Source organism: Sporosarcina koreensis (assembly GCF_001531445.1).
GTDB lineage: Bacteria > Bacillota > Bacilli > Bacillales_A > Planococcaceae > Sporosarcina > Sporosarcina koreensis_C.
The window spans coordinates 1-24,043 of the sequence record NZ_LQYA01000047.1; the positions used below are offsets into that span (position 1 = coordinate 1).

Annotated in this window: 21 protein-coding genes and 5 tRNA genes; 17 read left to right on the top strand and 9 right to left on the bottom strand. The window is 46.2% G+C overall.

Annotation, left to right across the window (positions count from 1 at the left end):
* Nucleotides 1-377 precede the first annotated feature (377 nt).
* Together AWV70_RS06860 and AWV70_RS06865 are read left to right on the top strand one after the other, a co-directional pair.
* A complete protein-coding gene (locus tag AWV70_RS06860) occupies nucleotides 378-1,091 on the top strand; it encodes an N-acetylmuramoyl-L-alanine amidase (RefSeq protein ID WP_060205902.1) in 714 nt (237 codons plus the stop codon).
* A gap of 78 nt (nucleotides 1,092-1,169) precedes the next feature.
* Complete coding sequence (locus tag AWV70_RS06865) at nucleotides 1,170-2,228, top strand: Mrp/NBP35 family ATP-binding protein (RefSeq protein ID WP_060205512.1); 1,059 nt, start codon at nucleotides 1,170-1,172, stop codon at nucleotides 2,226-2,228.
* A 15-nt stretch (nucleotides 2,229-2,243) separates the two neighbouring features.
* On the opposite strand, the gene gerD is transcribed toward AWV70_RS06865, so the two are convergent.
* A complete protein-coding gene (gerD, locus tag AWV70_RS06870) occupies nucleotides 2,244-2,861 on the bottom strand; it encodes a spore germination lipoprotein GerD (RefSeq protein ID WP_306464373.1) in 618 nt (205 codons plus the stop codon).
* 142 nt (nucleotides 2,862-3,003) lie between these two features.
* Between gerD and AWV70_RS06875 the strand changes: the two genes are divergently transcribed.
* Nucleotides 3,004-3,681 carry a KinB-signaling pathway activation protein gene (locus AWV70_RS06875; protein WP_060205514.1) on the top strand — a complete coding sequence of 226 codons (678 nt, stop codon included), beginning with the start codon at nucleotides 3,004-3,006 and terminating at the stop codon, nucleotides 3,679-3,681.
* Nucleotides 3,682-3,912: 231 nt separating this feature from the next.
* Here the strand turns inward: AWV70_RS06875 and AWV70_RS06880 are convergent, their stop codons facing one another.
* Nucleotides 3,913-4,578, bottom strand: a complete 666-nt coding sequence (locus AWV70_RS06880) for a hypothetical protein (RefSeq protein WP_060205516.1) — start codon at nucleotides 4,576-4,578, stop codon at nucleotides 3,913-3,915.
* Between the two features lie 171 nt (nucleotides 4,579-4,749).
* On the opposite strand from AWV70_RS06880, the gene AWV70_RS06885 reads away from it, so the two are divergent.
* The 12 genes from AWV70_RS06885 to glmM all read left to right on the top strand — a co-directional run bounded on the left by AWV70_RS06885 (nucleotide 4,750) and on the right by glmM (nucleotide 14,083).
* Nucleotides 4,750-4,824 (top strand) — tRNA-Asn (locus AWV70_RS06885).
* Nucleotides 4,825-4,831: 7 nt separating this feature from the next.
* Nucleotides 4,832-4,907, top strand: a tRNA-Thr gene (locus AWV70_RS06890).
* A 153-nt stretch (nucleotides 4,908-5,060) separates the two neighbouring features.
* Nucleotides 5,061-5,135: transfer RNA gene (locus AWV70_RS06895), tRNA-Glu, on the top strand.
* A 241-nt stretch (nucleotides 5,136-5,376) separates the two neighbouring features.
* Nucleotides 5,377-5,461 (top strand) — tRNA-Tyr (locus tag AWV70_RS06900).
* An 87-nt stretch (nucleotides 5,462-5,548) separates the two neighbouring features.
* Nucleotides 5,549-5,623, top strand: a tRNA-Gln gene (locus tag AWV70_RS06905).
* Nucleotides 5,624-6,257: 634 nt separating this feature from the next.
* Nucleotides 6,258-8,012, top strand: a complete 1,755-nt coding sequence (locus tag AWV70_RS06910; protein WP_153009927.1) for a putative bifunctional diguanylate cyclase/phosphodiesterase — start codon at nucleotides 6,258-6,260, stop codon at nucleotides 8,010-8,012.
* 69 nt (nucleotides 8,013-8,081) lie between these two features.
* Complete coding sequence (gene rocF, locus AWV70_RS06915) at nucleotides 8,082-8,987, top strand: arginase (protein WP_060205520.1); 906 nt, start codon at nucleotides 8,082-8,084, stop codon at nucleotides 8,985-8,987.
* A 172-nt stretch (nucleotides 8,988-9,159) separates the two neighbouring features.
* On the top strand, nucleotides 9,160-9,723 hold the full coding sequence (sigW, locus tag AWV70_RS06920; RefSeq protein ID WP_060205522.1) for an RNA polymerase sigma factor SigW: 564 nt from the start codon (nucleotides 9,160-9,162) through the stop codon (nucleotides 9,721-9,723).
* Nucleotides 9,724-9,736: 13 nt separating this feature from the next.
* Nucleotides 9,737-10,369, top strand: coding sequence for an anti-sigma factor family protein (locus AWV70_RS06925; protein WP_060205524.1), 633 nt, complete (start codon nucleotides 9,737-9,739; stop codon nucleotides 10,367-10,369).
* Between the two features lie 211 nt (nucleotides 10,370-10,580).
* On the top strand, nucleotides 10,581-11,417 hold the full coding sequence (gene cdaA / locus AWV70_RS06930; RefSeq protein WP_060205527.1) for a diadenylate cyclase CdaA: 837 nt from the start codon (nucleotides 10,581-10,583) through the stop codon (nucleotides 11,415-11,417).
* Nucleotides 11,410-12,690 (top strand): CdaR family protein, encoded by a 1,281-nt coding sequence (locus AWV70_RS06935; RefSeq protein WP_060205531.1) that lies wholly within the window; start codon nucleotides 11,410-11,412, stop codon nucleotides 12,688-12,690. Before cdaA ends, AWV70_RS06935 begins: the two co-directional genes overlap by 8 nt.
* Before the next feature lie 40 nt (nucleotides 12,691-12,730).
* Complete coding sequence (glmM, locus tag AWV70_RS06940; RefSeq protein WP_060205532.1) at nucleotides 12,731-14,083, top strand: phosphoglucosamine mutase; 1,353 nt, start codon at nucleotides 12,731-12,733, stop codon at nucleotides 14,081-14,083.
* Here glmM and AWV70_RS23390 read toward each other — a convergent pair.
* From AWV70_RS23390 to AWV70_RS06965, 6 genes are all read right to left on the bottom strand, one after another.
* Nucleotides 14,003-14,347 (bottom strand): hypothetical protein, encoded by a 345-nt coding sequence (locus AWV70_RS23390; RefSeq protein ID WP_153009919.1) that lies wholly within the window; start codon nucleotides 14,345-14,347, stop codon nucleotides 14,003-14,005. The two genes, glmM and AWV70_RS23390, sit on opposite strands and share 81 nt — an antisense overlap.
* 63 nt (nucleotides 14,348-14,410) lie before the next feature.
* Entirely contained in the window at nucleotides 14,411-15,295 is an 885-nt protein-coding gene (gene pstA / locus AWV70_RS06945; protein WP_060205535.1) for a phosphate ABC transporter permease PstA, read from the bottom strand.
* A 1-nt stretch (nucleotide 15,296) separates the two neighbouring features.
* Nucleotides 15,297-16,250 (bottom strand): phosphate ABC transporter permease subunit PstC, encoded by a 954-nt coding sequence (gene pstC / locus AWV70_RS06950; RefSeq protein ID WP_060205538.1) that lies wholly within the window; start codon nucleotides 16,248-16,250, stop codon nucleotides 15,297-15,299.
* A gap of 69 nt (nucleotides 16,251-16,319) precedes the next feature.
* Nucleotides 16,320-17,291, bottom strand: coding sequence for a PstS family phosphate ABC transporter substrate-binding protein (locus AWV70_RS06955; RefSeq protein ID WP_060205539.1), 972 nt, complete (start codon nucleotides 17,289-17,291; stop codon nucleotides 16,320-16,322).
* A 158-nt stretch (nucleotides 17,292-17,449) separates the two neighbouring features.
* Nucleotides 17,450-18,268 (bottom strand): phosphate ABC transporter ATP-binding protein PstB, encoded by an 819-nt coding sequence (gene pstB, locus AWV70_RS06960; RefSeq protein ID WP_060205540.1) that lies wholly within the window; start codon nucleotides 18,266-18,268, stop codon nucleotides 17,450-17,452.
* A 296-nt stretch (nucleotides 18,269-18,564) separates the two neighbouring features.
* A complete protein-coding gene (locus AWV70_RS06965; RefSeq protein ID WP_060205541.1) occupies nucleotides 18,565-19,005 on the bottom strand; it encodes a YtoQ family protein in 441 nt (146 codons plus the stop codon).
* Nucleotides 19,006-19,109: 104 nt separating this feature from the next.
* Between AWV70_RS06965 and AWV70_RS06970 the strand changes: the two genes are divergently transcribed.
* A complete protein-coding gene (locus AWV70_RS06970) occupies nucleotides 19,110-20,675 on the top strand; it encodes an amidohydrolase (protein WP_060205544.1) in 1,566 nt (521 codons plus the stop codon).
* Between the two features lie 76 nt (nucleotides 20,676-20,751).
* Nucleotides 20,752-21,309, top strand: coding sequence for a GNAT family N-acetyltransferase (locus AWV70_RS06975; protein ID WP_060205546.1), 558 nt, complete (start codon nucleotides 20,752-20,754; stop codon nucleotides 21,307-21,309).
* A gap of 81 nt (nucleotides 21,310-21,390) precedes the next feature.
* Here AWV70_RS06975 and AWV70_RS06980 read toward each other — a convergent pair whose 3' ends face one another.
* Nucleotides 21,391-24,042: an MMPL family transporter gene (locus AWV70_RS06980; RefSeq protein ID WP_060205548.1), complete on the bottom strand. Its 2,652-nt coding sequence runs from the start codon at nucleotides 24,040-24,042 to the stop codon at nucleotides 21,391-21,393.
* Nucleotide 24,043 lies beyond the last annotated feature (1 nt).

A 24,043-nucleotide genomic window follows, 5' to 3' on the forward strand; every position in this document is an offset into this window, starting at 1 on the left:
GGGAAAAAACCCGCCACTCCGCATCTTCGCCTTATGCCCGTTGCAGTGAAAGCCGTCACGAAGAACGGCTTTTGCGAGTAAAAGCGTAGCGTTACGAGCACCGGTCCCGCCACCAAAGAGGTGCCTTAATTTCTGCAAAAACCGCAGAAATACGGCAAATCGAACCCTTCGCAGTTCGATTCGCTTTTGTTATCGTCTAGACTCCGGGCGCTAGCTTCTCGGGTCATAAGTCAAAGCTACTGCGTGGCAAAGACCGCCACTTCGTATCTTCGCCTTATGCCTGTCGAAGCTGAGCAAGCGCCCTTCGCTTTTGTTGATACAAGCAATCATATCTTGGCCAAGGAGTGCGTATAGTGGAGGAAAAAGGCGGTGTGAGATTGAAACGATGGCTTATCGTAGGGTTATTATTTGCAAGCTCTCTTCTTGTCGTACTTTACGGTGTGAATGCCTCGGACAGAGGGTTTTTCATGCCCGAACAGCTTGGGGGGCTGAAGATAGTCATTGATCCCGGACATGGTGGATTGGATGGCGGAGCTTCCTCAGGTGAAGTGGTGGAAAGGGATATAAATTTAAGCATTTCACATGAGTTGAAAAAGCGGCTTGAAAAGAAGGGCGCAATGGTCGTGATGACACGGGAGAAGGAGGGAGACGCAATTGCGGAGCATGCGCCGAGTGACAAGTTTGGAACGAACCGGGAGAGGAAATTTGCTGATTTAAAGCTGCGGGAAAGCATTACAATTGAAGAGGATCCAGACTTGTTCATCAGTGTCCATGTCAATGCAATTCCTGAGTCCAGATGGAGGGGTGCACAAGTGTTTTATCATGCGGAAGGCGCTCCAGGCGGTGAGATGTTAGCAAAGTCGATTCAAAATTCATTCAAAGAAAAATTGAAGAATACCGATCGCGAAGCTTTGTCCATTAAAGGGGTCTACTTGCTGAAAAAGGCTCCGATGCCGGCCGTACTAGTCGAAACGGGCTTTATTTCAAATCCTGAGGAACGTGCGTTATTGACGGATCCTGCCTATCGTGGGAAAGTGGCGGATGCTATCGTGGATGGAATTATCCAGTACCATTTATCCGAAAAGCAATGAAGGCGTATCCAGACTTTGCAGGTGAAGCAATATGGTATACTTAGAGGAGAATGAATAAACCTCTAAGGAGTGGCCAAATTGATTAATGAACAAATTGTCCGTGACGTTGTAGGCGAGTTGAAGGATCCGTTTTTACATAAAACTCTTGCGGAAACCGATGGAATTGTCAGCGTATCGGTTAAACCGGAGAAGAAGCATGTCAGTGTAAAATTGGCCATCGCTAAAGTCAACACGGCGGAGCAAATGAATTTGCAGACGAAAGTGGTTGAAGTGATTAAAGCGGCTGGGGCGGATTCAGTTGGGATCCGATTTGAGGAACTTCCGCCCGAAACGCTTGAAAAATTCCGTGGCACCGCAACGGAGGCGGAAGCTCAGGATTTACTGTCTCCGCTGAACAATATTGAATTCATTTCAATTGCATCCGGGAAAGGCGGAGTCGGGAAGTCAACAGTCTCGGTGAACTTGGCGGTTGCGCTCGCTCGTCTAGGAAAAAAGGTCGGTTTGATCGATGCGGATATTTACGGGTTCAGTGTACCGGACATGATGGGGATCACTGAGCTGCCGGTCATTCGTGAAAATCGTATCATTCCGGTGGAGCGTTTTGGCGTGAAAGTGATTTCCATGGGGTTCTTTGTGGAGGACAATGCGCCGGTCGTATGGCGTGGACCGATGCTTGGAAAAGTTCTGGATCAGTTCTTCCGCGACGTGGATTGGGGACCATTGGATTATCTTATCCTGGATTTGCCTCCGGGTACGGGGGACGTTGCGCTTGATGTCCATCAAATGATTCCTTCATCGAAAGAGATCGTTGTTACGACGCCGCATCCGACTGCTGCATTCGTGGCGGCACGTGCAGGGGCGATGGCGCTTCAAACAGATCATACCTTGCTTGGTGTCATCGAAAACATGGCATGGTTCGAGTCGAAGCTGACGAACGAAAAGGAATACGTATTCGGACAAGGGGGAGGCACGCGCTTAGCGGAGGAATTACGAACAGAGCTGCTAGGTCAAATTCCACTTGGCCAGCCCGATTGGAATGAAACCGATTTTGCTCCTTCCGTCTATGCAGAGCATCACTCGATTGGTCAAACGTACACCGAAATTGCAAAGGCAGTTATCGATAAAACTCAAAAATAAACAGGTGGTGGAGGATCATTGTCCTCCACCACTTTTTTCGCTTCCGCCTCCCGATTGTTCACCGCCGCCTCCGCCAGATTCGCCGCCTCCGCCTTTCTCGGTCGGAGTCACTTCACCTGCTTTAAGGATTAGTTCCTGCCATTTCGCTTTGAGCAACGGACTGTTAATCGTCTCCTCAATGGATTTTTCCATCTGCTTTTTCATATTCGCCGATTGCAAAATAGTTTCCATCTGCTTTTGCATATCGGGCTGGCCGAAAAACTCCACCATTTCTTTTTGGAACGAAGAGTCGTTAATAAGCTTCGACATGATATCCTGCTGTTGTTCCTTCATGCTTTTTGCGATTTTCTCGGTGAATTTCGGGTCTTCAAATGCTTGTTTCCAAAAATCCTCACCTTTCTTCGACAATAATGTATCCTCGATGGATTTTTTCACTTCCGCCTGCTCCAGCACCATCAATTCCCTGAATTCAGGGTCAGATAGCATTTTACGGACGGCCTTCTTTCCATCTTCCGTCTGCAAAGCATCCGTCATCATCTTTTTCATTTCATCGTAATTCGGTCCTTGCTGTTGCATGCTGCAGCCCGATAAGAGTATGGCAAGTACAAGTAAATGAACCCATTTTTTCATCATGAGATCAATTTCCCTTCCGATTGCATTTTCAATTATTGTTCACAATATGAAGAGGAATATGCATTGCGTATCAAAGGAAATAGATTTTTCGGCAAAACGTTGATACACTAGTAGAAGCAATTAAAAACGGGGGAACAGTATCGTGACCATACGAAATTGGGTTAAATTCTTTTTTACTGCATTGATAATCGGAGGAGTTGTCACGGGCATTCTAGGGTTGATCGTCCGTTGGGAATTCTTCTCACAATATTTATCTGCCGGTGAATATATGGAGTTTCTCGGCGCTTTTTTATGGATGATCTTTCTTGGATTTACGATGAGTGTCGTCGCGCAAATGGGCTTCTTCGCCTATTTGACGGTTCACCAATTTGGGGTGAATTTATTCAGGACATTGACATTATGGAATTGGGTGCAGCTGCTCATCATCGCGGTTGTCATCTTTGACCTCGTATTTTTCAGATTCAAGTTGACAGCCGGGGATACAGGGCGGACCGTCCTCTATTTGACGCTGCTGTTTTCATTGTTGGCAGTATCTATTGTCACGGCGTATTTCAAAGCGAAATGGACGAAAAAGCACACGCTTATTTCTGCATTGTTTTTCATGATCGTCATTACAACGCTCGAATGGCTACCGGCTTTGATGGTTCGATCAGGCAATATCGACTCATGGGTGACAATTTTATTATTCCCGCTACTCGCGGTAAATGCATATCAGCTTCTCATGCTGCCGAAGTATAACCGCCAATCCGATGAGGACAAGGCTAGGCTTGACGCACGTAAACAAGCTCGTAAATCGGCAACCGCGGCGAAAGCGAAATGATAAAAAGCGCAGTTCCTCACCTGAATGGGGAACCGCGCTTTTGTTTACGCCTAGACTCCGTGCGCCAGAAGCTCGGGGTCATAAGTCAAAGCTGCTACGTGGCAAAGACCGCCACTTCACATCTTTGTCTTACGCCTGAGGCCGGCAGGAAGCCGGTCATGCAGTCGTTGCCGAAGGACGCGGCGTACTTAGACTGCGAACCTCTACTAGGCAGGCGCCCTGCGCTTTTGTTTATTCCGGCAACTTTTTCGTCTTGATTGACATATTGAAAAGGACATCTTCCAAAGATTTGTTCTGTCGCGTTTCAGTGAGCTTTTTGAAATCAGTCAACGTGATCCGTTCTTCACGGTGATGCGGCAATGATAGGATTTCCCCTTCGATGACCGGAGGCGGCTCTCCCGTATGCCATCGGACAGAAGAGCCAAGGGCATTCACTTCGGTATCCCAAAGCGCATTCCGCAATGAGTAAGGGAACTGTTCATCGGATGTTCTGAACCATAACGGTTTTGCCCCGAATAAATCCTCATATTTTTCTAGCTGTTCGATCAGAAGAGGTATGTTCTGTTCATACTCCAACCCGGCATGTCCCAATAAGCCGGTCGGGATGTTGCGTTTCTTGATCAATTGTACAATTTCAGGAAAACGCCCAGCCCAATCCATATCAAGAAGAAGCAATGGATAGGGAGCCTGTAATTCACGGATCAGCTGCTCCACGTCCTCGTCTCCAAATGAAATATTAATAGTCAGCGCAGATCCCGACATTCCTCTGACGATGACTTCATTCGGCTCGTCCGTCAAACGGAAAACGGACTTCAACGAATCCGATCCGGGCATGCTTGGGAAAAATAGTGCGGCAGCGCAGCAGAAGATAATAAGTAGTATTAGTTTTGCTCTCAAGTCACATCCCCTTTGAAACGAAATCTATAGGGTACTTTATGATAAAGGCTTGACCAATATGATTAGAACATGCTAATATAAGAAAGTCGTTACGGGGTAATGAAAAAGTTGTTGATTTTCTCCTGGCTTTCGGCTAAACTAAATAGTGTCGTTGGAAAAATTAATTACGATTCCGCAGTAGCTCAGTGGTAGAGCAATCGGCTGTTAACCGATCGGTCGTAGGTTCGAGTCCTACCTGCGGAGCCATTTTTATGCTTCCATAGCTCAGTAGGTAGAGTGCTTCCATGGTAAGGAAGAGGTCACCGGTTCGAATCCGGTTGGAAGCTCCAGATGAAACTTGCGATTTCTGTTTCATAGGGAAGACGCTTTTTTTATGTCCGCCTGCTGTTGCAACAGAAGATTTAAAAATAGGCTTGCACTATGAATACAAATTTGTTACTATAACATTTGTGCAATTCATAACGCAGAACTTATTATTAGATGGCCCCTTGGTCAAGCGGTTAAGACACCGCCCTTTCACGGCGGTAACACGGGTTCGAATCCCGTAGGGGTCACCATGTTTGTTTCCTATTTTGAAGTTCCAATGTTATGCGCAACTTAGCACAATTCTCCGTTAAAATTGGGAGAAGCAAGCAGGTCGCGGAAGCGATTGAGAGAAAGAGGGAGCGTACAATAGTACGTGACATTAATAAAGGAACTTCGATTAAGAGCGCGACGTCCTGTCGCAACATCGAAGTCAGCACATCCTGTGCAAGCGAAGCTGACAAAGAGATGCGCAGCTTATCACAATTTTAACCTGGTGGGGTAGCGAAGTGGCTAAACGCGGCGGACTGTAAATCCGCTCCCTCAGGGTTCGGCGGTTCGAATCCGTCCCCCACCACCATTTATACATATAGCAATAAAAGGTTACGCGACTGACTGAACGAGTGAAGCTGACGCAGTAATGCAAAGCTTATCTCAATTTCAATGTTGGGGTATAGCCAAGCGGTAAGGCAACGGACTTTGACTCCGTCATTCGTTGGTTCGAATCCAGCTACCCCAGCCAATCATTTTTTTCGCTCCACGAAAAAAATGATTTGCGAGTAATTCCGTAAGGAATTAGGAGCAAATCGGTTTTAATACTAGAGAATTCCAAGTTTCAGGTATTGCGAGCAAAAGGTTTTATTCCAAAGCATTCTAACTTAAAATCCTTACCAACAGAAATTTCGCAACATAAACCAAATACACACCACTCAAATCCATCCCAAGATAGGATTTTTTTTATTGCCAAAAATCCCTCCACTACTTTCAAAAAATATTCATATAGCTACCAACCAAATTCAGTTTATGCGAGTATCATAGAAATGTATCGTATAGTAGAGACAACGAATTATATTTACGTTCAGTGAAAGACTTCAGGATTGGCAGAAATGACGTAGATATCCCATAAATAGAGAACAGTTCACATACATTTATGCGTGCTTTTCCACATATATGAGCGTTTAGACACAGTTATGCGTTTTTGTACTCGTTTATGAGCTTTTCGGGAGTTATATGCGTATGTAGAAACGTTTATGCGCTTCTAGACTGAGTTATGCGTAATTGTATTATTATGGAGTCACCGAAGTTTATTCAAATAGGCAGCAAGGTTTTCAGTTGAAAGGATTGTTGATGTTCACATGCAGGATTATTTCGAAGTGATGCGTAAAATGACAGGCGAAGGCAATCAGCATGATATGGAGGCAATTCTCGCCGATATTGCACTTGCTCTCGATCAAACTGTCATCGTCGCGATGACCGACCGCACGGGAAAGATCACCTACGTCAATGAATTGTTCACCAAAATATCCAAATACGAAACGGAAGAACTGATCGGGGCAACACACTCCATCATTAATTCTGGCTACCATTCGAAAGAATTCTTTAAAAACATGTGGGCGACAATCGGGCGCGGCATGATCTGGCAAGGAGAGATTCGCAACCGTGCGAAAGATGGCAGCTTCTATTGGGTGGATACGAAAATTGTTCCGTTTTTGAATGAAAAGGGAATCCCGAACAAGTATATTTCCATCCGCTATGATATTACGCAACGGAAGTTAATGGAGGAGAAGATTCGGAGGGATGCGCAAACGTACCGGCGCATTGCCGAAGAGAACCGGGATCTTTCTTATAATGACCAACTCACGTCTTTGCTTAATCGGAATGCGTTCAGCAAAGAGTTGAGCTCCTATCTTGAAAGAATACGGAAAGATGGGGCAAGACTAGGATTGGTTTATGTAAATATTGATAGATTGCGAAATGTAAATGATTCTTTTGGACAGGAAACTGGGGATTATGTACTCTCGGTAGTCGCAAACCGATTGAAGAGTGTACTAAGTATGGAAGATATCATTGGTCGCATTTCAGGTGATGAATTTGCTTTTACGTTAACGCAGGCTGCGAATGAGGAAGAAGCAGAGCGATTGACGGAAACCATAAAGAGCAGTTTGGAAAATTCGATTAGCATCCACGGTGATTTGTTTAGCATTTCCACTAGCTGTGGGATTGCGCTATTTCCAAAGCACGCAAAAAAGGCATCGGAGCTCATGATGAAAGCCGAAAAGGCGTTGCATTATGTTAAAGAGCATGGCGGCGGGAATTATAAAATGTACGAACCTGGAATGGCGACGAAAACATTGGAACGCATTTTATTGGAGAATGAATTACGGAAAAGTGTTCAAATGGGACATTTCACGTTGGAATATCAACCGAAAATGAATTTATCCCGCGGTGATCTGTCTGGTGTCGAAGCGCTAGTTCGCTGGAATCATCCGGATCTCGGCAGGATTCCGCCGGATAAATTCATCCCTTTAGCGGAAGAGACGAAAATTATCCTGTCTTTAGGGGAGTGGGTTTTACGGGAAGCCTGCAAGCAGGCGGCTCAATGGAAACGGCAAGGGTACTGCCCTTTTCGTATTGCGGTGAATATGTCGGCTGTTCAGCTGGAAGACCCGGAAATTGTCGGGACGATCAAGCGCATTTTATTGGAAGAGGATGTTGCACCGGAACTGATCGAGATCGAACTGACTGAAACCTCCTTCGCGGACCGTGATGAAATGCGGGAGACAATTGAACGAATCAGGGAGTTAGGTATGCATGTGGCGATCGATGATTTCGGTACGGGGTATAGCACATTCAGTTATATTAAAGAGCTGCCGGCAGACACAGTGAAGATTGATATGTCATTTGTGAAGGACATTGATGTGAATGAAAACAGCAGGACGATCGTCAAGGCGATCGTCACGTTGGCGGATACGGCAGGGCTCAATGTCATTGCGGAAGGGATTGAGACAGAAGAGCAAGCGAAAATTCTCCGTGGATTAGGTTGCAGGGAAGGCCAAGGATATTTCTTCAGCAAGCCTTTGCCTCCGGCTGACTGCGAATTTTTGTTTTCTAAACCTACGAAAAATGAATAAATATCCGAAAACTTGTCAGGTTGAGCCATTCCATTGAACGAATTACAATAGAAGTGGGGGGCTGACATAATGAGAAAATTGGATATATCACTAATAGGAGTTCCGCTTGATTATGGACAAAGTCGCAGAGGCGTGGACATGGGACCGAGCGCCATCCGTTACGCGGGTGCAATAAAAAGATTGGAAGCAATCGGGCACACGGTGAAGGATGAGGGAGATGTTCAAGTAAGCGCAGTCGAACATACAGATCGGGAAGCTACGAACTTGAAAAATTTAGAGGAAGTTGTCCGAGCGACGAATGAACTTGCGAATCGGGTTGCCGAAGTCGTCGGGAAAGGGAACTTTCCACTCGTGCTCGGAGGAGATCACAGCATTGCTATCGGGACAATAGCTGGTTTAACTTCTAAATATAAAAACATAGGCGTCATCTGGTACGATGCGCATGTTGACATGAATACGGCGGAGACGTCGCCATCTGGAAATATTCACGGGATGCCGCTTGCGGTCCTGATGGGGCGAGGGCACGAAAGATTAGTGAATATTTATAAGGAAGGGCAGAAAGTGAAGCCCGAAAATATCGTCATTATTGGAGCCCGTTCGGTCGATCCGGGCGAGCGCGTATTAATAAAAGAACTAGGTATCAAAGTATTTACGATGCATGAAATTGACCGGGACGGCATGACTTCGGTTATGAAGGAAGCGATTGCTTATTTGCAAGCAAAGAACGTGGATGGCGTCCATCTATCATTGGACTTGGATGGCTTAGACCCGCTGTATACACCCGGAGTCGGAACACCGGTGCCAGGTGGAATCAGCTATCGTGAAAGTCATCTTGCAATGGAAATGCTCGAGGACTCAGGTATGATCACTTCTGCGGAGTTCGTCGAGGTCAATCCGATTCTCGATGAAAAGAACAAAACTGCAGATGTCGCAGTTGGTCTGATGGGATCATTGTTCGGTGAAAAATTACTATGAGAATGGACGCTTGGATTCTGATCCAAGCGTTTTTCTGTAAGATTATTTCCTAAAACAACGGAAATAACTATCAATCTTTGGTAAAATAAAAAATATGGTTAAAAAAATGAAACCTGTTGGACCCTTCAAACGTATAGAAGGAACAGCCGCATAGAGCGGAGGATGAAAGTCATTGGATGAATTGGTCAATAAAAGAATAAATGAAGTGATCAAAGGCGATCAGGATGCATTCGAAGAAATTGTTACGATGTTTCAACATCGGCTGTATCATGTTTGCTATCGAATGCTCGGCAATTCACAGGAAGCGGAAGATATAGCCCAAGAAGCATTTGTTCGTGCATATGTGAACATTCATACGTACGACCAGAAACGGAAGTTTTCGACTTGGCTATTTCGGATTGCAACAAATTTATGCATCGATAGAATTCGCAAAAAGAAGCCGGACTACTACCTCGATGCGACAGTGCCAGGAACGGACGGCCTAAACATGTACTCGCAGATTGCAGCGCAAGGCGACTTGCCGGAGGAAGAAGTGGAGCGTATGGAAGAGCAGGATCGTGTCCAGTATGAGATTGGACGGCTTCCTGAAAAATACCGTACTGTTATCATTCTTCGCTATATGGAAGAATTGCCGTTGCAAGAGATTAGTGATATTTTAGAATTACCACTTGGAACCGTAAAGACCCGAGTTCACCGTGGACGGGAAGCACTACGGAAACAGATGGGTAATATGTAGGAGGGAATTAAGTATGAATACGTGTCAGGAACCAGTTATCCATTTAATGCACGCGTATTTAGACGGGGACATTAGCCGCGAAGATGAGCAATTGCTCCAAAAGCATTTAGTTGCCTGTGAACATTGCAGGGAAATGATGGATGAACTGAAAATGTCGGCTTTATTCCTAAAAGGTGCGGCACCAATCCAAGCACCGGACGGATTTGTCTCAGGCGTCATGGCACGTCTCCCAAAAGAAAAAAAGCAAGCAGGTTTTCAACGCTTATTACGCAGGCACCCACTCGTGGCTGCGGCTGCACTATTTTTGATATTAATGAGCGCGACGCTCTTTTCAAGCTATGGCAATAATCAGCAGTTTTCTTTCACGAAACAACCGAATCTGATTGTCGAAGGGGAAACGGTCATCGTTCCTGCCGGTGAAGTCGTCAAAGGGGATATTATCGTCAAGAACGGTAATATCCGGATTGAAGGAGAAGTGGACGGCAATGTGACGGTAATCCGCGGTTCCAAATACATGGCTTCGACAGCAGTCGTTACAGGAAAAAGCGAAGAAATCGATCGGGCCTTCGATTGGCTTTGGTATAAAATCAAATCAACCGCCAAGGACATTTTCTCGTCCTCCGGCGGTGAGCCGCAAGAAAAATAGGTATGCAACGATCGCCTTCCCTGAACGGGAGAGGCGATCGTTTTTTTATTTATAATGAATGAATGAGTGATTGACACATAAGGAAAAAGAAACAAAACAGCCGTCAAAAACGTTCCCATTGATAACCAGTCCAGTTTGTTTTCAAGAGCATTGAAACTGGGCTGTATGATATACTGAAGTAAAGAATTTTCGATGAAGGTGAGGGAAGCGCATGCCTGGTTGGGAAATGATTACAAACTCAAGTCCGATTGAAATACTGAAAAATATAGTGGATGTGCTTCTCGTTTGGTTTGTTTTCTATAAATTGATCACCATCATTAAAGGCACGAAGGCAGTACAGCTGTTAAAAGGGATTTTTGTCATTTTATTTGCCCGTATTTTTACTGAATATCTTGGACTTGATACGTTGAAGTGGATGTTGGATCAAGTGTTGATGTTTGGTTTCCTTGCTATTATTATCCTATTTCAACCCGAAATACGCCGCGCGTTGGAGCAACTTGGTCGAGGCCGTTTGTTTGCGAGGTCGGCAATGCAGGAGGAAGAGGAACGTGAGCGCATGATCGAAGCTTTCAACAAGTCGGTAAGCTATATGGCGAAGCGGCGGATTGGAGCACTTATATCGATTGAACGGGAGACCGGTCTAAGTGAGTATATTGAAACCGGCACTCCATTGAACTCGATTGTCACATCTGAACTGCTTATTAATATATTCATTCCAAATACGCCATTGCACGATGGGGCAGTCATTTTGCAAAAGAACCGGATCGCGGCTGCGGGCTGCTATTTGCCACTCTCGGAGAATCCTTTCATATCAAAGGAACTCGGAACCCGTCACCGGGCAGCTCTTGGCATCAGTGAAGTGACCGATGCCATCACGATTGTCGTATCAGAAGAGACAGGCGCCGTCAGTATTACCGTTAACGGGGATATCAATCGGAATCTGTCGATGGAGGAGTTTGAGAAGCAGCTCCGTCAAATATGGTTTGGGGCGGAAACCGAAACTTCTTCGGCTCCATTCTGGAAATGGGGGAAACAGAAAAATGGTTGATAAGTTAATGGATCGCCCATGGTTTCTCCGTTTCACTGCATTGGCCCTTGCGATCATCCTTTTCTTTTCCGTGCAGGCAGAGAATGAAGAAAAGAAGGGCTCCACGATCGGTGATTCACATGATATCCTTCGTGATGTCCCTGTGGAAGTCCTTTTTGATAATGAAAATTCCGTCGTCACGGGAGTCCCTAAGACGGTCAATATGTCAATCGACGGGCCTTCCAGCCTTGTGCAGTCGACAAAGCTGTTGAAGGATTTTACATTGAAGGTCGACCTTAGGAGCAAGACGATGGGAAGGCACACTGTCAAGATCGACACAGAAAACCTCTCAGATAAGCTGGATGTAAGATTGGACCCGGCATATGTGGACGTTGTCATCGAAGAGAAAGTAACAAAAACGTTCCCAGTCGATACGGAATTTAATGAGCGGCTGCTTGCAGAAGGATATAATGCTGTGAAAAAGGAAGTCGAGCCTGCCACTATTCAAGTGACGGGTGCGAAAAGCGTCGTGGAAGCAATCAACTTCGTGAAAGTTTCGGCAACCGGAGAAACAGGCATCAATAAATCATTTGAGCAAAAAGCCCGTGTCCGGGTGCTCGACCGAGATCTGAATAAATTGAATGTCACTATTGATCCCGAAGAAGTGACGGTCAAAGTGGAAGTGAAAGAAAATAGTAAAGAGGTTCCGGTTGTCCTTAGACAAAGAGGTACGCCGGGTGAGAACATTGTCATTGACTCTGTTTTTACAGACACGAAAACGGTAACGATATACGGTCCGCAGAAGACGCTCGAGTCCATTGATGAGCTTCGGCTGGACGTCGATATTTCGAAAGTGAAGGAATCAGGAACAGTAGAGATAAACCTACCAAAGCCGAAGGGCGTTTCCAAACTATCAGAGACCAAGATCAAGGTAAACATTAGTGTGACGGTCATGAATGGAGAGAATCCTCCTCCTGATATCTCGATGGATCCGGAAGAAGAGGATGAGGATGTAACAAAGGAGTTTAAAAACATCCCTGTCGCTGTGAAAGGGTTGAACGAGAAATATAGCAGCAACTTTTTGAAGCCGGTTGATGGAGTTGTCGATGTAACAGTGACTGCAAAAAAGGAAGTCATTAATTCCCTCGACACTTCGGATTTCGCTATTAGTGTCGATGCTTCCGGGACGGATCAGGAAGGAGAGCACATATATCCGCTTTCTGTAGTAGGACCTGACAATATTGCTTGGAAGCTTTCAGAGGATGAAGTGACATTGGAGATTAGGCTTGCATGATGAAGAAGCTGATTAAGAGCATTGAAAGGGAGTATGGATTATGACAAAGTATTTCGGAACGGATGGCGTCCGTGGGATTGCAAATAAAGAATTGACGCCAGAGCTTGCGTTTAAACTTGGCAGGATTGGCGGACATGTGTTGACGAAAGATTCCCAGGAGACATCCCAAGTGCTTGTTGGACGGGATACCCGCATATCCGGCCATATGCTGGAAAACGCTTTGATTGCAGGTCTGTTATCGATGGGAGTCGAAGTGATGAGGCTCGGAATCATCAGTACGCCGGGAGTTGCATATTTGACGCGCGCCATGAATGCCCAGGCGGGCGTTATGATTTCGGCATCCCACAATCCATTTGAGGATAACGGCATCAAGTTTTTCGGTGCGGACGGATTCAAATTGACAGATGAGCAGGAAGAGGAAATTGAATCCCTCTTGCATGAAGAGACAGACAGCCTGCCTCGTCCGGTCGGTGCGGATGTCGGCACTGTGACGGATTACTTTGAAGGTGGACATAAATACATCCAATACTTGAAACAGACGGTCGATGAGGAATTTACAGACCTTCATGTTGTCCTTGACTGTGCACATGGTGCGACTTCTTCATTGGCAACGCACGTCTTTGCGGATCTCGATGCAGACTTGACAACGATTGGCGCGTCTCCGAATGGTTTGAACATTAATGATGGCGTCGGATCGACACATCCGGAAGGTCTCAGCCAGCTCGTAGTTGATAAAGGCGCAGACATCGGACTTGCTTTTGATGGGGATGGAGATCGCCTGATTGCAGTCGATGAACTTGGCCGGATCATTGATGGTGACCAGATCATGTTCATCATCGGCCGCCATCTCCAATCGAAAGGCCGCCTGAAATCCGACACGATCGTTTCCACAATCATGAGCAACCTAGGCTTCTATAAAGCATTGGAGCGGCATGGCATGATGAGTGTCAAAACCGCTGTCGGCGATCGGTACGTCGTTGAGGAAATGAAAAAAGGAAATTACAATCTAGGTGGAGAGCAATCGGGTCATATTATCTTCCTTGATTACAATACAACAGGGGACGGACTATTGACTGCCTTGCAACTTGTCAACATCATGAAGCGGACGGGAAGTAAGCTATCCGACCTTGCAAGTGAGATGACAGTATATCCACAAGAGCTCGTCAACGTCCGGGTTACGGATAAAAACAAAGTGACCGAAAATGCAAAAGTCGCAGCGGTTATCAAGGAAGTCGAAGAGGAGATGGCTGGCAACGGAAGAGTCCTCGTACGTCCGTCAGGAACAGAGCCTCTCGTCCGTGTAATGGTCGAATCACCGAATCACGACGACTGCGCACGCTTCGTCAACCGGATTGCGGAAGTAGTTCGTGAGGAAATGGGCATAGTAGAATAAGAAATGGACCAGAACTGTCCAGAAAGTCAACAACTGACTTTCTGTGACAGTTCTTTTTGTAATAATGGAGGATGGCGCCGCGTCCAAATCAGGTCGTTCTGCGTCCAAAGCGAGCCGCTTCACGTCCAAACCGTGCCGTCTCGCGTCCAAAGCAAGCTGTCCTGCGTCCAAAACGAGCCATCTCGCGTCCAAAGCAGGTCGTTCTGCGTCCAAAGCAAGCTGTCTTGCGTCCAAATCGAGCCGTCTCGCGTCCAAATCAGCCATTCCTTCCAAATACTTCTACAAAAAAACGCATCCCTAATCGGATGCGTTGTAAAAAAAGCCTATTTAGAATACACGTTGGAATTTATTCCGAATGATGATCGCTGTTGAGTTCAAAATGAACAGGGCTACTAGCAGAACAATAATCGTGGCGGCTGCCAAATTAGCATATTCTGCTACTAACGAAGCATCCAACGTCCAGTAATAAATCTGCATCGGCAATACCGTGAAGCGGTCCATGATGCTTCCAGGGAACGGGATGAGCAGTGCCGGAATTCCAATGACGACGAGCGGCGCAGTTTCTCCAATTGCGCGGGAGAGGGACAGAATCGCACCTGTCAAGATTCCTGGCAGTGCTGCCGGCAAGATGATGCGCTGAATCGTTTGCCATTTTGTCGCGCCGAGCCCGTAAGATGCCTCGCTTAAATAGGAAGGGATGGAGCGGATCGCTTCTTGGCTTGCAACGATGACGATCGGCAAAATCAATAACGACATCGTCAATCCGCCAGCCAGGACGATGTTACCTAAGTCCAACACCCGTACAAATACCGTCAAACCGAGAATTCCATACACGATGGAAGGGACGCCAGCTAAATTGGAGATATTCGTCTGTATGAAGCTGACCAGGCGGCCTTTTTTCGCATACATCTCTAAGTAAATCGCCGTGCTGACGCCTACAAACATCGTGACGGGAGCGACAACGAGCATGAGCCAAAACGTTCCGAGGATCGCTCCCATAATGCCGGCGCGTTCCGGCTGCGTCGACAATTTACCCGTAAGGAAATCGCTGTTGATTGAACCGATTCCTTCCGTTACGACACGGACGAGCAAAACAGCTAAGAAGAACAGTCCGAAGAACGCGGATAGCATGAAGATGGACTTCGAGAACCGATTCAGGAATAAACGGCGCTTCGTCCGCTTCATATGTTGTTTTTCACTCAGTTGATTCATCTTAATATTCCTCCCTGAACTTTTTGGAAACGGCCCTTGCAATCAGGTTCATCACGAGTGTGAAAACGAAAAGGGTCATCGCCACAGCATACAGGCTGTAATAGACCGTCGATCCCGCAGCGGCGTCTCCGCCAGTCACTTCGACGATATAAGCGGTCATCGTCTGCATCGATTGTGTAATGTCGAACGTGAAGTTTTTCGTACTGCCGCTCGCAATCGTCACGATCATCGTTTCCCCGATTGCACGTGAAATACCAAGGACGAACGATGCGATGATGCCGGATAGAGCGGCGGGAATGACAACTTTGCGCGTCACTTCAAGCTTCGTCGCTCCTAATCCATAGGCACCTTCACGCATCGCATTTGGAACGGAGCTCATCGCATCTTCAGAAAGGGAGGCGATCATTGGAATGATCATGACACCCATAACTAAGCCCGGGCTCAAAATATTTGTCGCTTGAAGTCCCGGAATGAAGTCCCGTAAAAGAGGCGTCACAAAAGTGAAAGCAAAAAATCCATAGACAATTGTCGGTACGCCTGCCAGTAGCTCAAGCACTGGTTTGACGACTTTCCGTACTTTCGGGGAGGCGTATTCGCTCAAGTAAATGGCGGCCATCAATCCGATCGGAGCAGCTACCGCCATCGCAATCAAAGAGGAAGTGACAGTACCCATCAATAAAGGGAGCACGCCGAATTCAGGGTTCTGGCTCAGAGGCTTCAAGACGGTGCCCGTAAAGAAATCGAGGAAAGGCACCCGCTTGAAGAACTCCACCGTTTCGAATAACAGTGTCCAAATGATGCCGATTGTCGTTAAGATAGATAAGGAGGCGATCACTGTGAGGAAGATGGGAATGAGTCGTTCGATCCTTCTTCTGATCGAATTGCCGCGTTGATTCTGGTCGATCATGTCCCGGATATTCACTTTATCTGCTTTTGTAAATTCATGATTTATCATTAATGAAACTCCTTCCGGTAAGGTACAAGAGGATGAGAGCTAGTAGCAACCCTCATCCGTTTTTACATATTATAGGCCTTCCAAGAAGCTGATGTTTTCTTTCACTTCAGATTCCGGAATCGGTGCAAAGCCTGTTTCACCTGCGAATTCATTAATATTGTTCATAACGTAAATTGCAAAATCTTTTACTTGCGGCTTATCTTTTGCATGGTTCACATTCAAGTATGTGAAGACCGGGCGAGTGAAGTCCGCATAAGCTCCATCCTCGGCAATCGTGTCTAGCGCTGGCTCGACAGGACCATTTCCGAAGTCGACCGCAACAGCATTCATCTTGTCTTGGTTATTGACGTAGTAGCCGAATCCGAAGAACGCGATTCCGTTCTTATCTTCAGAGACTAGGTTCACAAGTGTCGAATATTCCTGCTGCAAGTTGACTGAGCTATCCATATCTTGCTTATCTAAAATGCTTTCATAGAAAAATTCGTATGTCCCGTGGTTTTCATTCGGTCCCATTGCATTGATCTTTTCATCCGGCCAATCAGGATTGATGTCGGACCATTTTTCGACTGTGCTATCAGCAAGGAAAATGCTGACCAATTCTTCAGGCGTCATTTCAGTTGCCCAATCATTTTCTTTATTAATGACGAAAGTAAGGCCGTCTAGGGCAACTTTCAATTCTTTCACTTCTATGCCAAGCTTATCTGCTTCTGTTGCTTCTTCATCTTTGATTTGGCGGGAAGCGTCATTGAAGTCCGTTCCGTTCTCAACGAGGAATTTTTTGAACCCAGCGCTTGTTCCCGCACGGCTCACTTCAACGGATACGTTCTCTTGTTCGTTCACCATATACTCCTCAGCAAGTCGGGCCATAAGTGGGTACACTGTTCCAGAACCGTCGATTGCAACACTGCCTTCCAGTTCTGTACCTTGCGCGGATGCTTTGTTTTTGTCGGATTCCGCGGAGTCGCCGTCTTTGCCGCATGCCGCTAGAACAACCGCAAAAGCAGCCATGATCATGAATAAAAGATACTTGTTGAACTTCATTGATAAATCCTCCCCTGATTATGTTCTCGTGTAGATGAAGGAATCTCCCTCACAACTACATCATAACGGCCCTTTGTTAAGTGAGTGTTGTCAATATGTAAAGGTATTGTAAATTGTGGCTTTACGAATAAATAAAAACCCGCTTATTATAAGCGGGTTTAACCGAATCGACCATTAATATAGTCGTCTGTTAATTTGTCGGTAGGGTTATTGAAAATCGTTGTCGTACGATCTTCTTCGATCACTTCACCATTTAGGAAGAATGCGGTGCGATCGGAAATACGTGCGGCTTGCTGCATATTGTGGGTGACGATGGCAATGGTGACATCGTTTTTAATGGCGCTGATCAATTCCTCGATCTTATGCGTCGATACTGGATCCAGGGCGGATGTTGGTTCATCCATCAAGATCACTTCTGGATCGATGGCAAGACATCTTGCAATGCATAGCCGCTGCTGCTGTCCGCCGGAAAGGCCGTACGCACTTTTATGGAGACGGTCTTTCACTTCATCCCACAACGCGGCTTTTTTCAAGCTTTCTTCCACAATCATGTCGAGCGTCGCCTTATTGCGGATGCCATGCACTTTCGGTCCGAATGCGACGTTTTCATAAATCGATTTCGGGAATGGATTCGGCTTTTGGAACACCATGCCGACTTTCGACCGAAGAATTTCGACCGGCATCGCCTTGCCCAAAATATTATTGCCTTTGAAAGTGACATTGCCTGAAATGGAGACATCGGCTGCCGTTTCCACCATCCGGTTCAATGTTTTCAGGAACGTCGATTTACCGCATCCTGATGGACCGATGATCGCAGTCACTTCGCGTTCGTTGATAGAGAGGTCGATGTTCTTTAGAGCATGCGACGTGCCGTACCAAAGATTCAAGCCATTCGTTTCATAGATCGGCTTATGCCAGCTTTCGTTTCGAACAATAGATAATGGTTTTTCTTTTATACGTTCATGAAGTAAAGTCATTTGAAATCCTCCTAGATTGGATTGAGGCTTATGTATAGTGTACGGGAGGATTATTGAGGAAGTATGAACGAAGTGTAAAGGTTTTGTAAATGAAAAATTGCCAAATGATGCCGAGTCGGTGATAAAGCAAGGGGAAATATTGCTGAGTGGTGATAATGTTCCTCTAAGTGGTGATAAACTCAATCCAAGTGGTGATAATCCCGCTCTGAGTGGTGATAAATTGGAATGAGCCGCAAATATGTAAATAACGGCGTCCCAATATAAAAAGGCCACCCTCATTCGGATAGCCTTTCATTTCATTCGAAAATATAATGCAATGCCTTCACGGCTTGGTCTACTGTCTCGACCGTAGCATGTGCTTTGCGGGAGAGCTCTTTCAACGGATGATGGTGCTGTTCGGAGCGAATCAGGATGAGCGGTTTGCCGTACGCAACCGCGGCGCTCGCGTCCATTGCCGTATTCCATTGCTTGTATTGCTCACCGAAAAGGGCGATGACAAGATCGGCTTTCTTCATTAATAGCTCGGTGCGCAAGTTGTTAAAGCTGGAAGCGGCAGCATCCTTGAAAATGGCATCCGGCTGCTTGCCTAAAATTTCCTCCCCGATGTTATCTGAGCGATCGTGGTCTTCCATCGGTCCGACAAAATCGATCGGCAAATTCAAAGCCGCAACTTTCCGTTTGACCTCTTCACGCCAAGATGTATGGATTTCCCCTGCAAGATAAACAGTCAATCTCATAAAAAATCCCTCCCTGTAATGATGGTTCTATTATAGCATTCAATTCCAAATAAGATTGCCCGGTGCGTTTTGAAAGTTTAGAATAAAGGGAAGGGGGAGTCACGATGAAAACAATTTGGCATAATGGCAAGCTATATACAATGGAAAGAGAAGGGGAAACCGTCGAGGCGTTGCTGACAGAAAACGGAAAAATCATCGCGGTAGGTACTTATGATGAATTAAAAAGTGAAGCTGAACATGAAATCGACTTGAAAGGAGCGGTGCTCTACCCGGGGTTCATCGACAATCATATGCACATGATCGGGCATGGGCAGAAATTGCTCAGCCTTGACTTGTCGAAAGCGAAATCCGCTAATGACATGATGGATATGCTTATGAACGCTTATCCTGATTTACAAGAGGATGAGTGGTTTATTGGCGAAGGCTGGAATGAAAACAATTTTGCGGATAAAAAGGTTTTCACGCGTCTCGAACTAGACAAGGTGACGGATTCCCCGATGTTCCTTAAACGAACGTGTAGGCATGCTGCAATCGTCAATTCGAAAGCATTGGAGCTTGCAGGCATTACGAAGGACACACCTGATCCGGATGACGGGGTCATTGAGCGGGATGAAAATGGAGAACCGACTGGCGTATTGAAGGAAGGCCCTATGGATCGCATGCAACAGCTCATTCCGGAGCCGACGGAGGAGATGTTGACGAAAGCACTCGCGAAATCGGTAGATGATCTATTGTCGCTAGGACTGACAGGTGCTGTGACGGATGATCTCGGGTATTACGGCGATTATCGGAATCCATTGCAGGCGTTCAGAAATGTCATCGGCGAGAAGAAGTTCCGAGCGCATTTATTGCGGAGATCGACGGTGTTTACACAACTAATGGAAGACAATGCAACGTATGATGAACCGTGGATCGAACCGGGGGAAATGAAGTTTTTCATTGATGGGGCACTTGGCGGAAGTACCGCTTTGTTAAGCAAACCCTATGCCGATGATCCATCCATTTCAGGCAATGCTGTTTTGACGGATGAAGAGATCGACCGGAATGTAGCGACTGCGCGTAAATATGGGCAGGCCGTAGCGATGCATATGATCGGGGACGGCGCGGTTGAAAAAGGGTTGGACGCAATCGAGCGTCATCCAGTGCCGGAAGGGAAGCGGGACCGGCTCATCCACGTGAATGTGCTGCGGGATGATTTAGTGGAGCGGATGAAGAAACTTCCGGTTGTTCTAGACATTCAGCCAGCGTTCGTCCCGTCCGATTTCCCATGGGTGATGGATCGTTTAGGCGAAGAGCGTTTGGACTGGGCGTATGCATGGAAGCGCCTTATCGACGAAGGGTTCATTTGCGGAGCGGGGTCGGATGCGCCGATTGAAGAAGTCGATCCGCTGCTCGGCATTTATGCGGCAGTGGCGAGAAGGAAGCCTGGAGAAACGCATGAAGGGTATTTGCCGAAGGAGAAGCTGAGCCGGTTTGAGGCAGTTGGTTTATTCACATCAGGCAGTGCTGCGACAATTGGGAAGGCGGATTCGCGCGGAAAGTTAGCTGTCGGTTTCGACGCGGACTTTACGGTGCTTGATAAGGATTTATTTGAGTTGGATGAAGAAGAAATACTTGAAACGGCTGTTGAGATGACGGTTGTAGCGGGGGAAGTTATGTATCGGAAATAATATTTTGGAATGAAGATAACATGATGTTTGAACGTCGGTTATCTTCTTTTCTATACAGCTAATGGAGTGAGAATAAATGATAGATTTACGTCGCAAACCACTACTAGAAGGAGAGAAGGTTGTTCTCAGACCTTTTCAGGATGAAGACTTTCCCTTTATTAAAGAATGCTTACTAGATCCCGAGGTAATAAAACTGACAGGAAGCAGTTCGGATGTTGATTGGGAGTCAACACACCGATGGTACCATACAAGAAATGAACAAACGGATCGCTTGGATCTTGCGATTGTTGACCGGTCCCAAGATATCTTAGTCGGGGAGGCAGTGGTCAATTTATACGATGAACAGAATCAGAGTATGAATTTCAGAATACTTATCGGGCCAAAGGGAAGGAATCAGGGACTCGGGACGGAGGCTACTCAACTTATCGTTGATTACATATTTACACATACGACACTTCGCGAACTGACCTTAAGTGTGTTTGACTTCAATCCAAGGGCGAAGCATGTTTATGAAAAAGTCGGTTTTGTGCAGGTGAGCATTGATGAAAACGATTTGGAGTTTGAAGGGGAATGGATTGATTCGATTAATATGAAGCTGACTAAGGATAGTTGGTTGAGTAGGAAAAGTGTTTAATGAACTAGAATTGTTTAATCGCGAAAAATAAACAGAAAACAGAGCAGAAAGGGCACCGTTGCCTTCCTGCTCTGTTTGTATTTATCCTCTAAACGGCCACCAAACACCACGCCCAAACGATACAGTAATTGCCGGAATAAGCAATGGCAAGATAATCATACCGTATAACAGCAATCCGGTAATGACAATCGTCGCAATTTGCACGAGGCTCAATACGCCGGATGGCATCATCGCACCGAATGTACCTGCCAAAATTATCGCTGCGGTGATGATGACCGTCCCCATTTTCGCCATAGATGTAACTAAAGCGTCCCGGACATTCTTCCCGTTTATGCTCTCTTCACGGAATCGGTCAAGCAGGAAGATCGAGTAGTCGACCCCTAACGCAATCAGCATAATGAAGCCAAAGAATGGAACTGCCCAGCTAATGCCGTCATAACCAAGTCCATTGACAAAGATGAGCTCCGTAATGGATACAGATGTATAGTAGGTGAGCAACAACGAGCCAATCATATAAGCTGGCATGATAGCCGAACGGAACAGGATGAACAGCACGATGAACAAGCCAACGAGCATAATCGTCACTGTCCGTGTAAAGTCCTTCGTTGAAATGTCATTCAAGTCGGCATTCATGACGGAAATTCCGCTGAATGCAACATCCGCTTTTTCGAAAGGCGTGCCGATAATAGATCTATGAAGTGTGTTTTCGATATCCTCCACTGTTCCGATTGCCTCACGGGAATATGGGTCTTGTTCTAAGATGACTTCCAGGATGATGCCCGTTTCCTCATCGATCGTATAGCGGTCAATGACAGGTGCGAACTCTTCCTCGGCAAGTGTCCCTTTTGGAATGAACAGCCCAGTATCCCGAACGCTCTTCGTATCTCCCATATCCTTCATCATGTCAGCAAGTTCGGTAAGTCCTTCGTGAATTTCGCCAAGACCTTCGTTAGCCGCTTCTACGCCATTTGCAAGCTCTGTTAATCCACCGGAAAGGGCGCCCATTTGACCGCCTGCTCCGTCCAACTGATCGGCAGCGCCATACAAGCTATTGCTAACTTTTCCAAGCTCGGTTCCTAATGCTTTCAAACCGCCGGCAGCTTGTGTAGCGGGCATCCCTTGTTCAAGTCCGCCAGCAATTTGGGTTAACTGATCGTTGATTTGCTTGATGCCGCCCGCAGCCTGACGCAATCCGGCGCCTCCCGAGGAAGCTGAATCTGAAGGCAATTGTCCTGTAACTTCATTCAATCCGCCTTGCACTTGGCGAAGCCCGTCTTGAACTTCTATGAGCCCGTCGACTGCTTCAGTCAACCCATCTGCCATTAGTGCGATTTGATGATCGACATACAAGTCTTCAATCAATTCACCAGTTGGGCGGGTAATCGTGCGAACGCTTTTGACGCCATCAATTTTCTCGAGATCTTTGCTGATGGATTCTAAATAGGTGACATCTTGTTCATTTACAATTTTCGTGTCCCTTTTCAAAATGACTTGGACTGGCAATGAATCTCCTTCACCGAACGCTTTGGAAATCCGGTTCAATCCCATTACAGACTCCTTGCTGTCATCAATCTCATCCACTGTATTGAATGACAAGTCATTGTCATACGTCAACAGAAGCGGAATTGTAATAACCGCAACGATGAGCATCGAAATAAGCGGGCGTGCTACTGACACTTTGCTGAACGCAATCCATATTTTACTGTCTTTATGCGATGCAGCGCCTTTGGAAGGCCAGAACAATTTATCTTTCAATAAAACCATAAATAACGGAACGACTGTGTAAAGAATAAGCAGTAGCACAGCTATCCCGACTGCAACTGCGACTGCAGATTTGAAAATCGGGAAGTCCGCGAATCCAATGGCCGCAAATCCGATGAACACTGCAGCTGCGCTGATGAATAATGTGCGTCCAGCCGTTTTGTATGTGTTAATAACCGCTTCTTCCACAGCGTGACCTTCTAGCAATTCCTCTTTATAACGGCTTAATAAGAGAATACAATAGTCGGTCCCTAAGCCAAAAAGAATCGCCACGAGGAAGATCTGCGTATAGTTTGAAACAGGGAAGCCGAACCAATCGATGAAAAACGCAACGAACGATTGGCTAAGTAAATAGGAAATACCAACTGCCAATAACGGGACAAAAGGCGTTACGATTGAGCGGAACACGATGAGCAGCAAGCCGAAGATCAGAACAACGGTAATCAACTCCGTCTTCTTGAGCCCTTCCTGTGCACTGATATTGACGTCATTGTTAATGATCGCTTCACCTGTCAGATAGACAGTCTCATCTTTAGGCAGCATGTCTGCATGGATTTTATCCGCAAGCTCAATAATTTCTTCATTAGTTCCGTCCACTGTGACTGGAACGAGGATCGTTTTCTTATCCTCCGAGACGAGCTGTTTCTCCATATCTTCATTTTCAAACGGATCGAGCACATCCTTCACCGGTTTCCCGAGCGATTGGATCTTTTGTGCCACTGCAGATACATCTTTCTTTAATGCGTCATCGACAGGATTGTCGAGTGCATATACGAGCGATATCGTATCTTCCGAAGCACCTGCTTTTTCCAGTATGTCCGCAGCTTTTTGTGATTCCGCCGTATCCGGCAACTGGAACGAACCTGCGTTTTCCGCCTGTTTCGCTAGGTCAGGAGACAAGATGAATAAAATCGCGGTAAGCGCGATAATCCCGATGAAAATTGGCCATTTAAATTTCAGCACTTGTTTCATA

Bases quoted from the DNA above. Each gene is read 5' to 3' on its own strand.
- pstA (WP_060205535.1), bottom strand. From the start codon at position 15,295: ATGAATCAACTGAGTGAAAAACAACATATGAAGCGGACGAAGCGCCGT.
- AWV70_RS06910 (WP_153009927.1), top strand. From the start codon at position 6,258: ATGCGTAAAATGACAGGCGAAGGCAATCAGCATGATATGGAGGCAATT.
- AWV70_RS06970 (WP_060205544.1), top strand. From the start codon at position 19,110: ATGAAAACAATTTGGCATAATGGCAAGCTATATACAATGGAAAGAGAA.
- rocF (WP_060205520.1), top strand. From the start codon at position 8,082: ATGAGAAAATTGGATATATCACTAATAGGAGTTCCGCTTGATTATGGA.
- pstB (WP_060205540.1), bottom strand. From the start codon at position 18,268: ATGACTTTACTTCATGAACGTATAAAAGAAAAACCATTATCTATTGTT.
- AWV70_RS06935 (WP_060205531.1), top strand. From the start codon at position 11,410: ATGGTTGATAAGTTAATGGATCGCCCATGGTTTCTCCGTTTCACTGCA.
- gerD (WP_306464373.1), bottom strand. From the start codon at position 2,861: ATGATGAAAAAATGGGTTCATTTACTTGTACTTGCCATACTCTTATCG.
- AWV70_RS06925 (WP_060205524.1), top strand. From the start codon at position 9,737: ATGAATACGTGTCAGGAACCAGTTATCCATTTAATGCACGCGTATTTA.
- glmM (WP_060205532.1), top strand. From the start codon at position 12,731: ATGACAAAGTATTTCGGAACGGATGGCGTCCGTGGGATTGCAAATAAA.
- AWV70_RS06975 (WP_060205546.1), top strand. From the start codon at position 20,752: ATGATAGATTTACGTCGCAAACCACTACTAGAAGGAGAGAAGGTTGTT.
- AWV70_RS23390 (WP_153009919.1), bottom strand. From the start codon at position 14,347: ATGGCTGATTTGGACGCGAGACGGCTCGATTTGGACGCAAGACAGCTT.
- pstC (WP_060205538.1), bottom strand. From the start codon at position 16,250: ATGATAAATCATGAATTTACAAAAGCAGATAAAGTGAATATCCGGGAC.
- cdaA (WP_060205527.1), top strand. From the start codon at position 10,581: ATGCCTGGTTGGGAAATGATTACAAACTCAAGTCCGATTGAAATACTG.
- AWV70_RS06980 (WP_060205548.1), bottom strand. From the start codon at position 24,042: ATGAAACAAGTGCTGAAATTTAAATGGCCAATTTTCATCGGGATTATC.
- AWV70_RS06955 (WP_060205539.1), bottom strand. From the start codon at position 17,291: ATGAAGTTCAACAAGTATCTTTTATTCATGATCATGGCTGCTTTTGCG.
- AWV70_RS06965 (WP_060205541.1), bottom strand. From the start codon at position 19,005: ATGAGATTGACTGTTTATCTTGCAGGGGAAATCCATACATCTTGGCGT.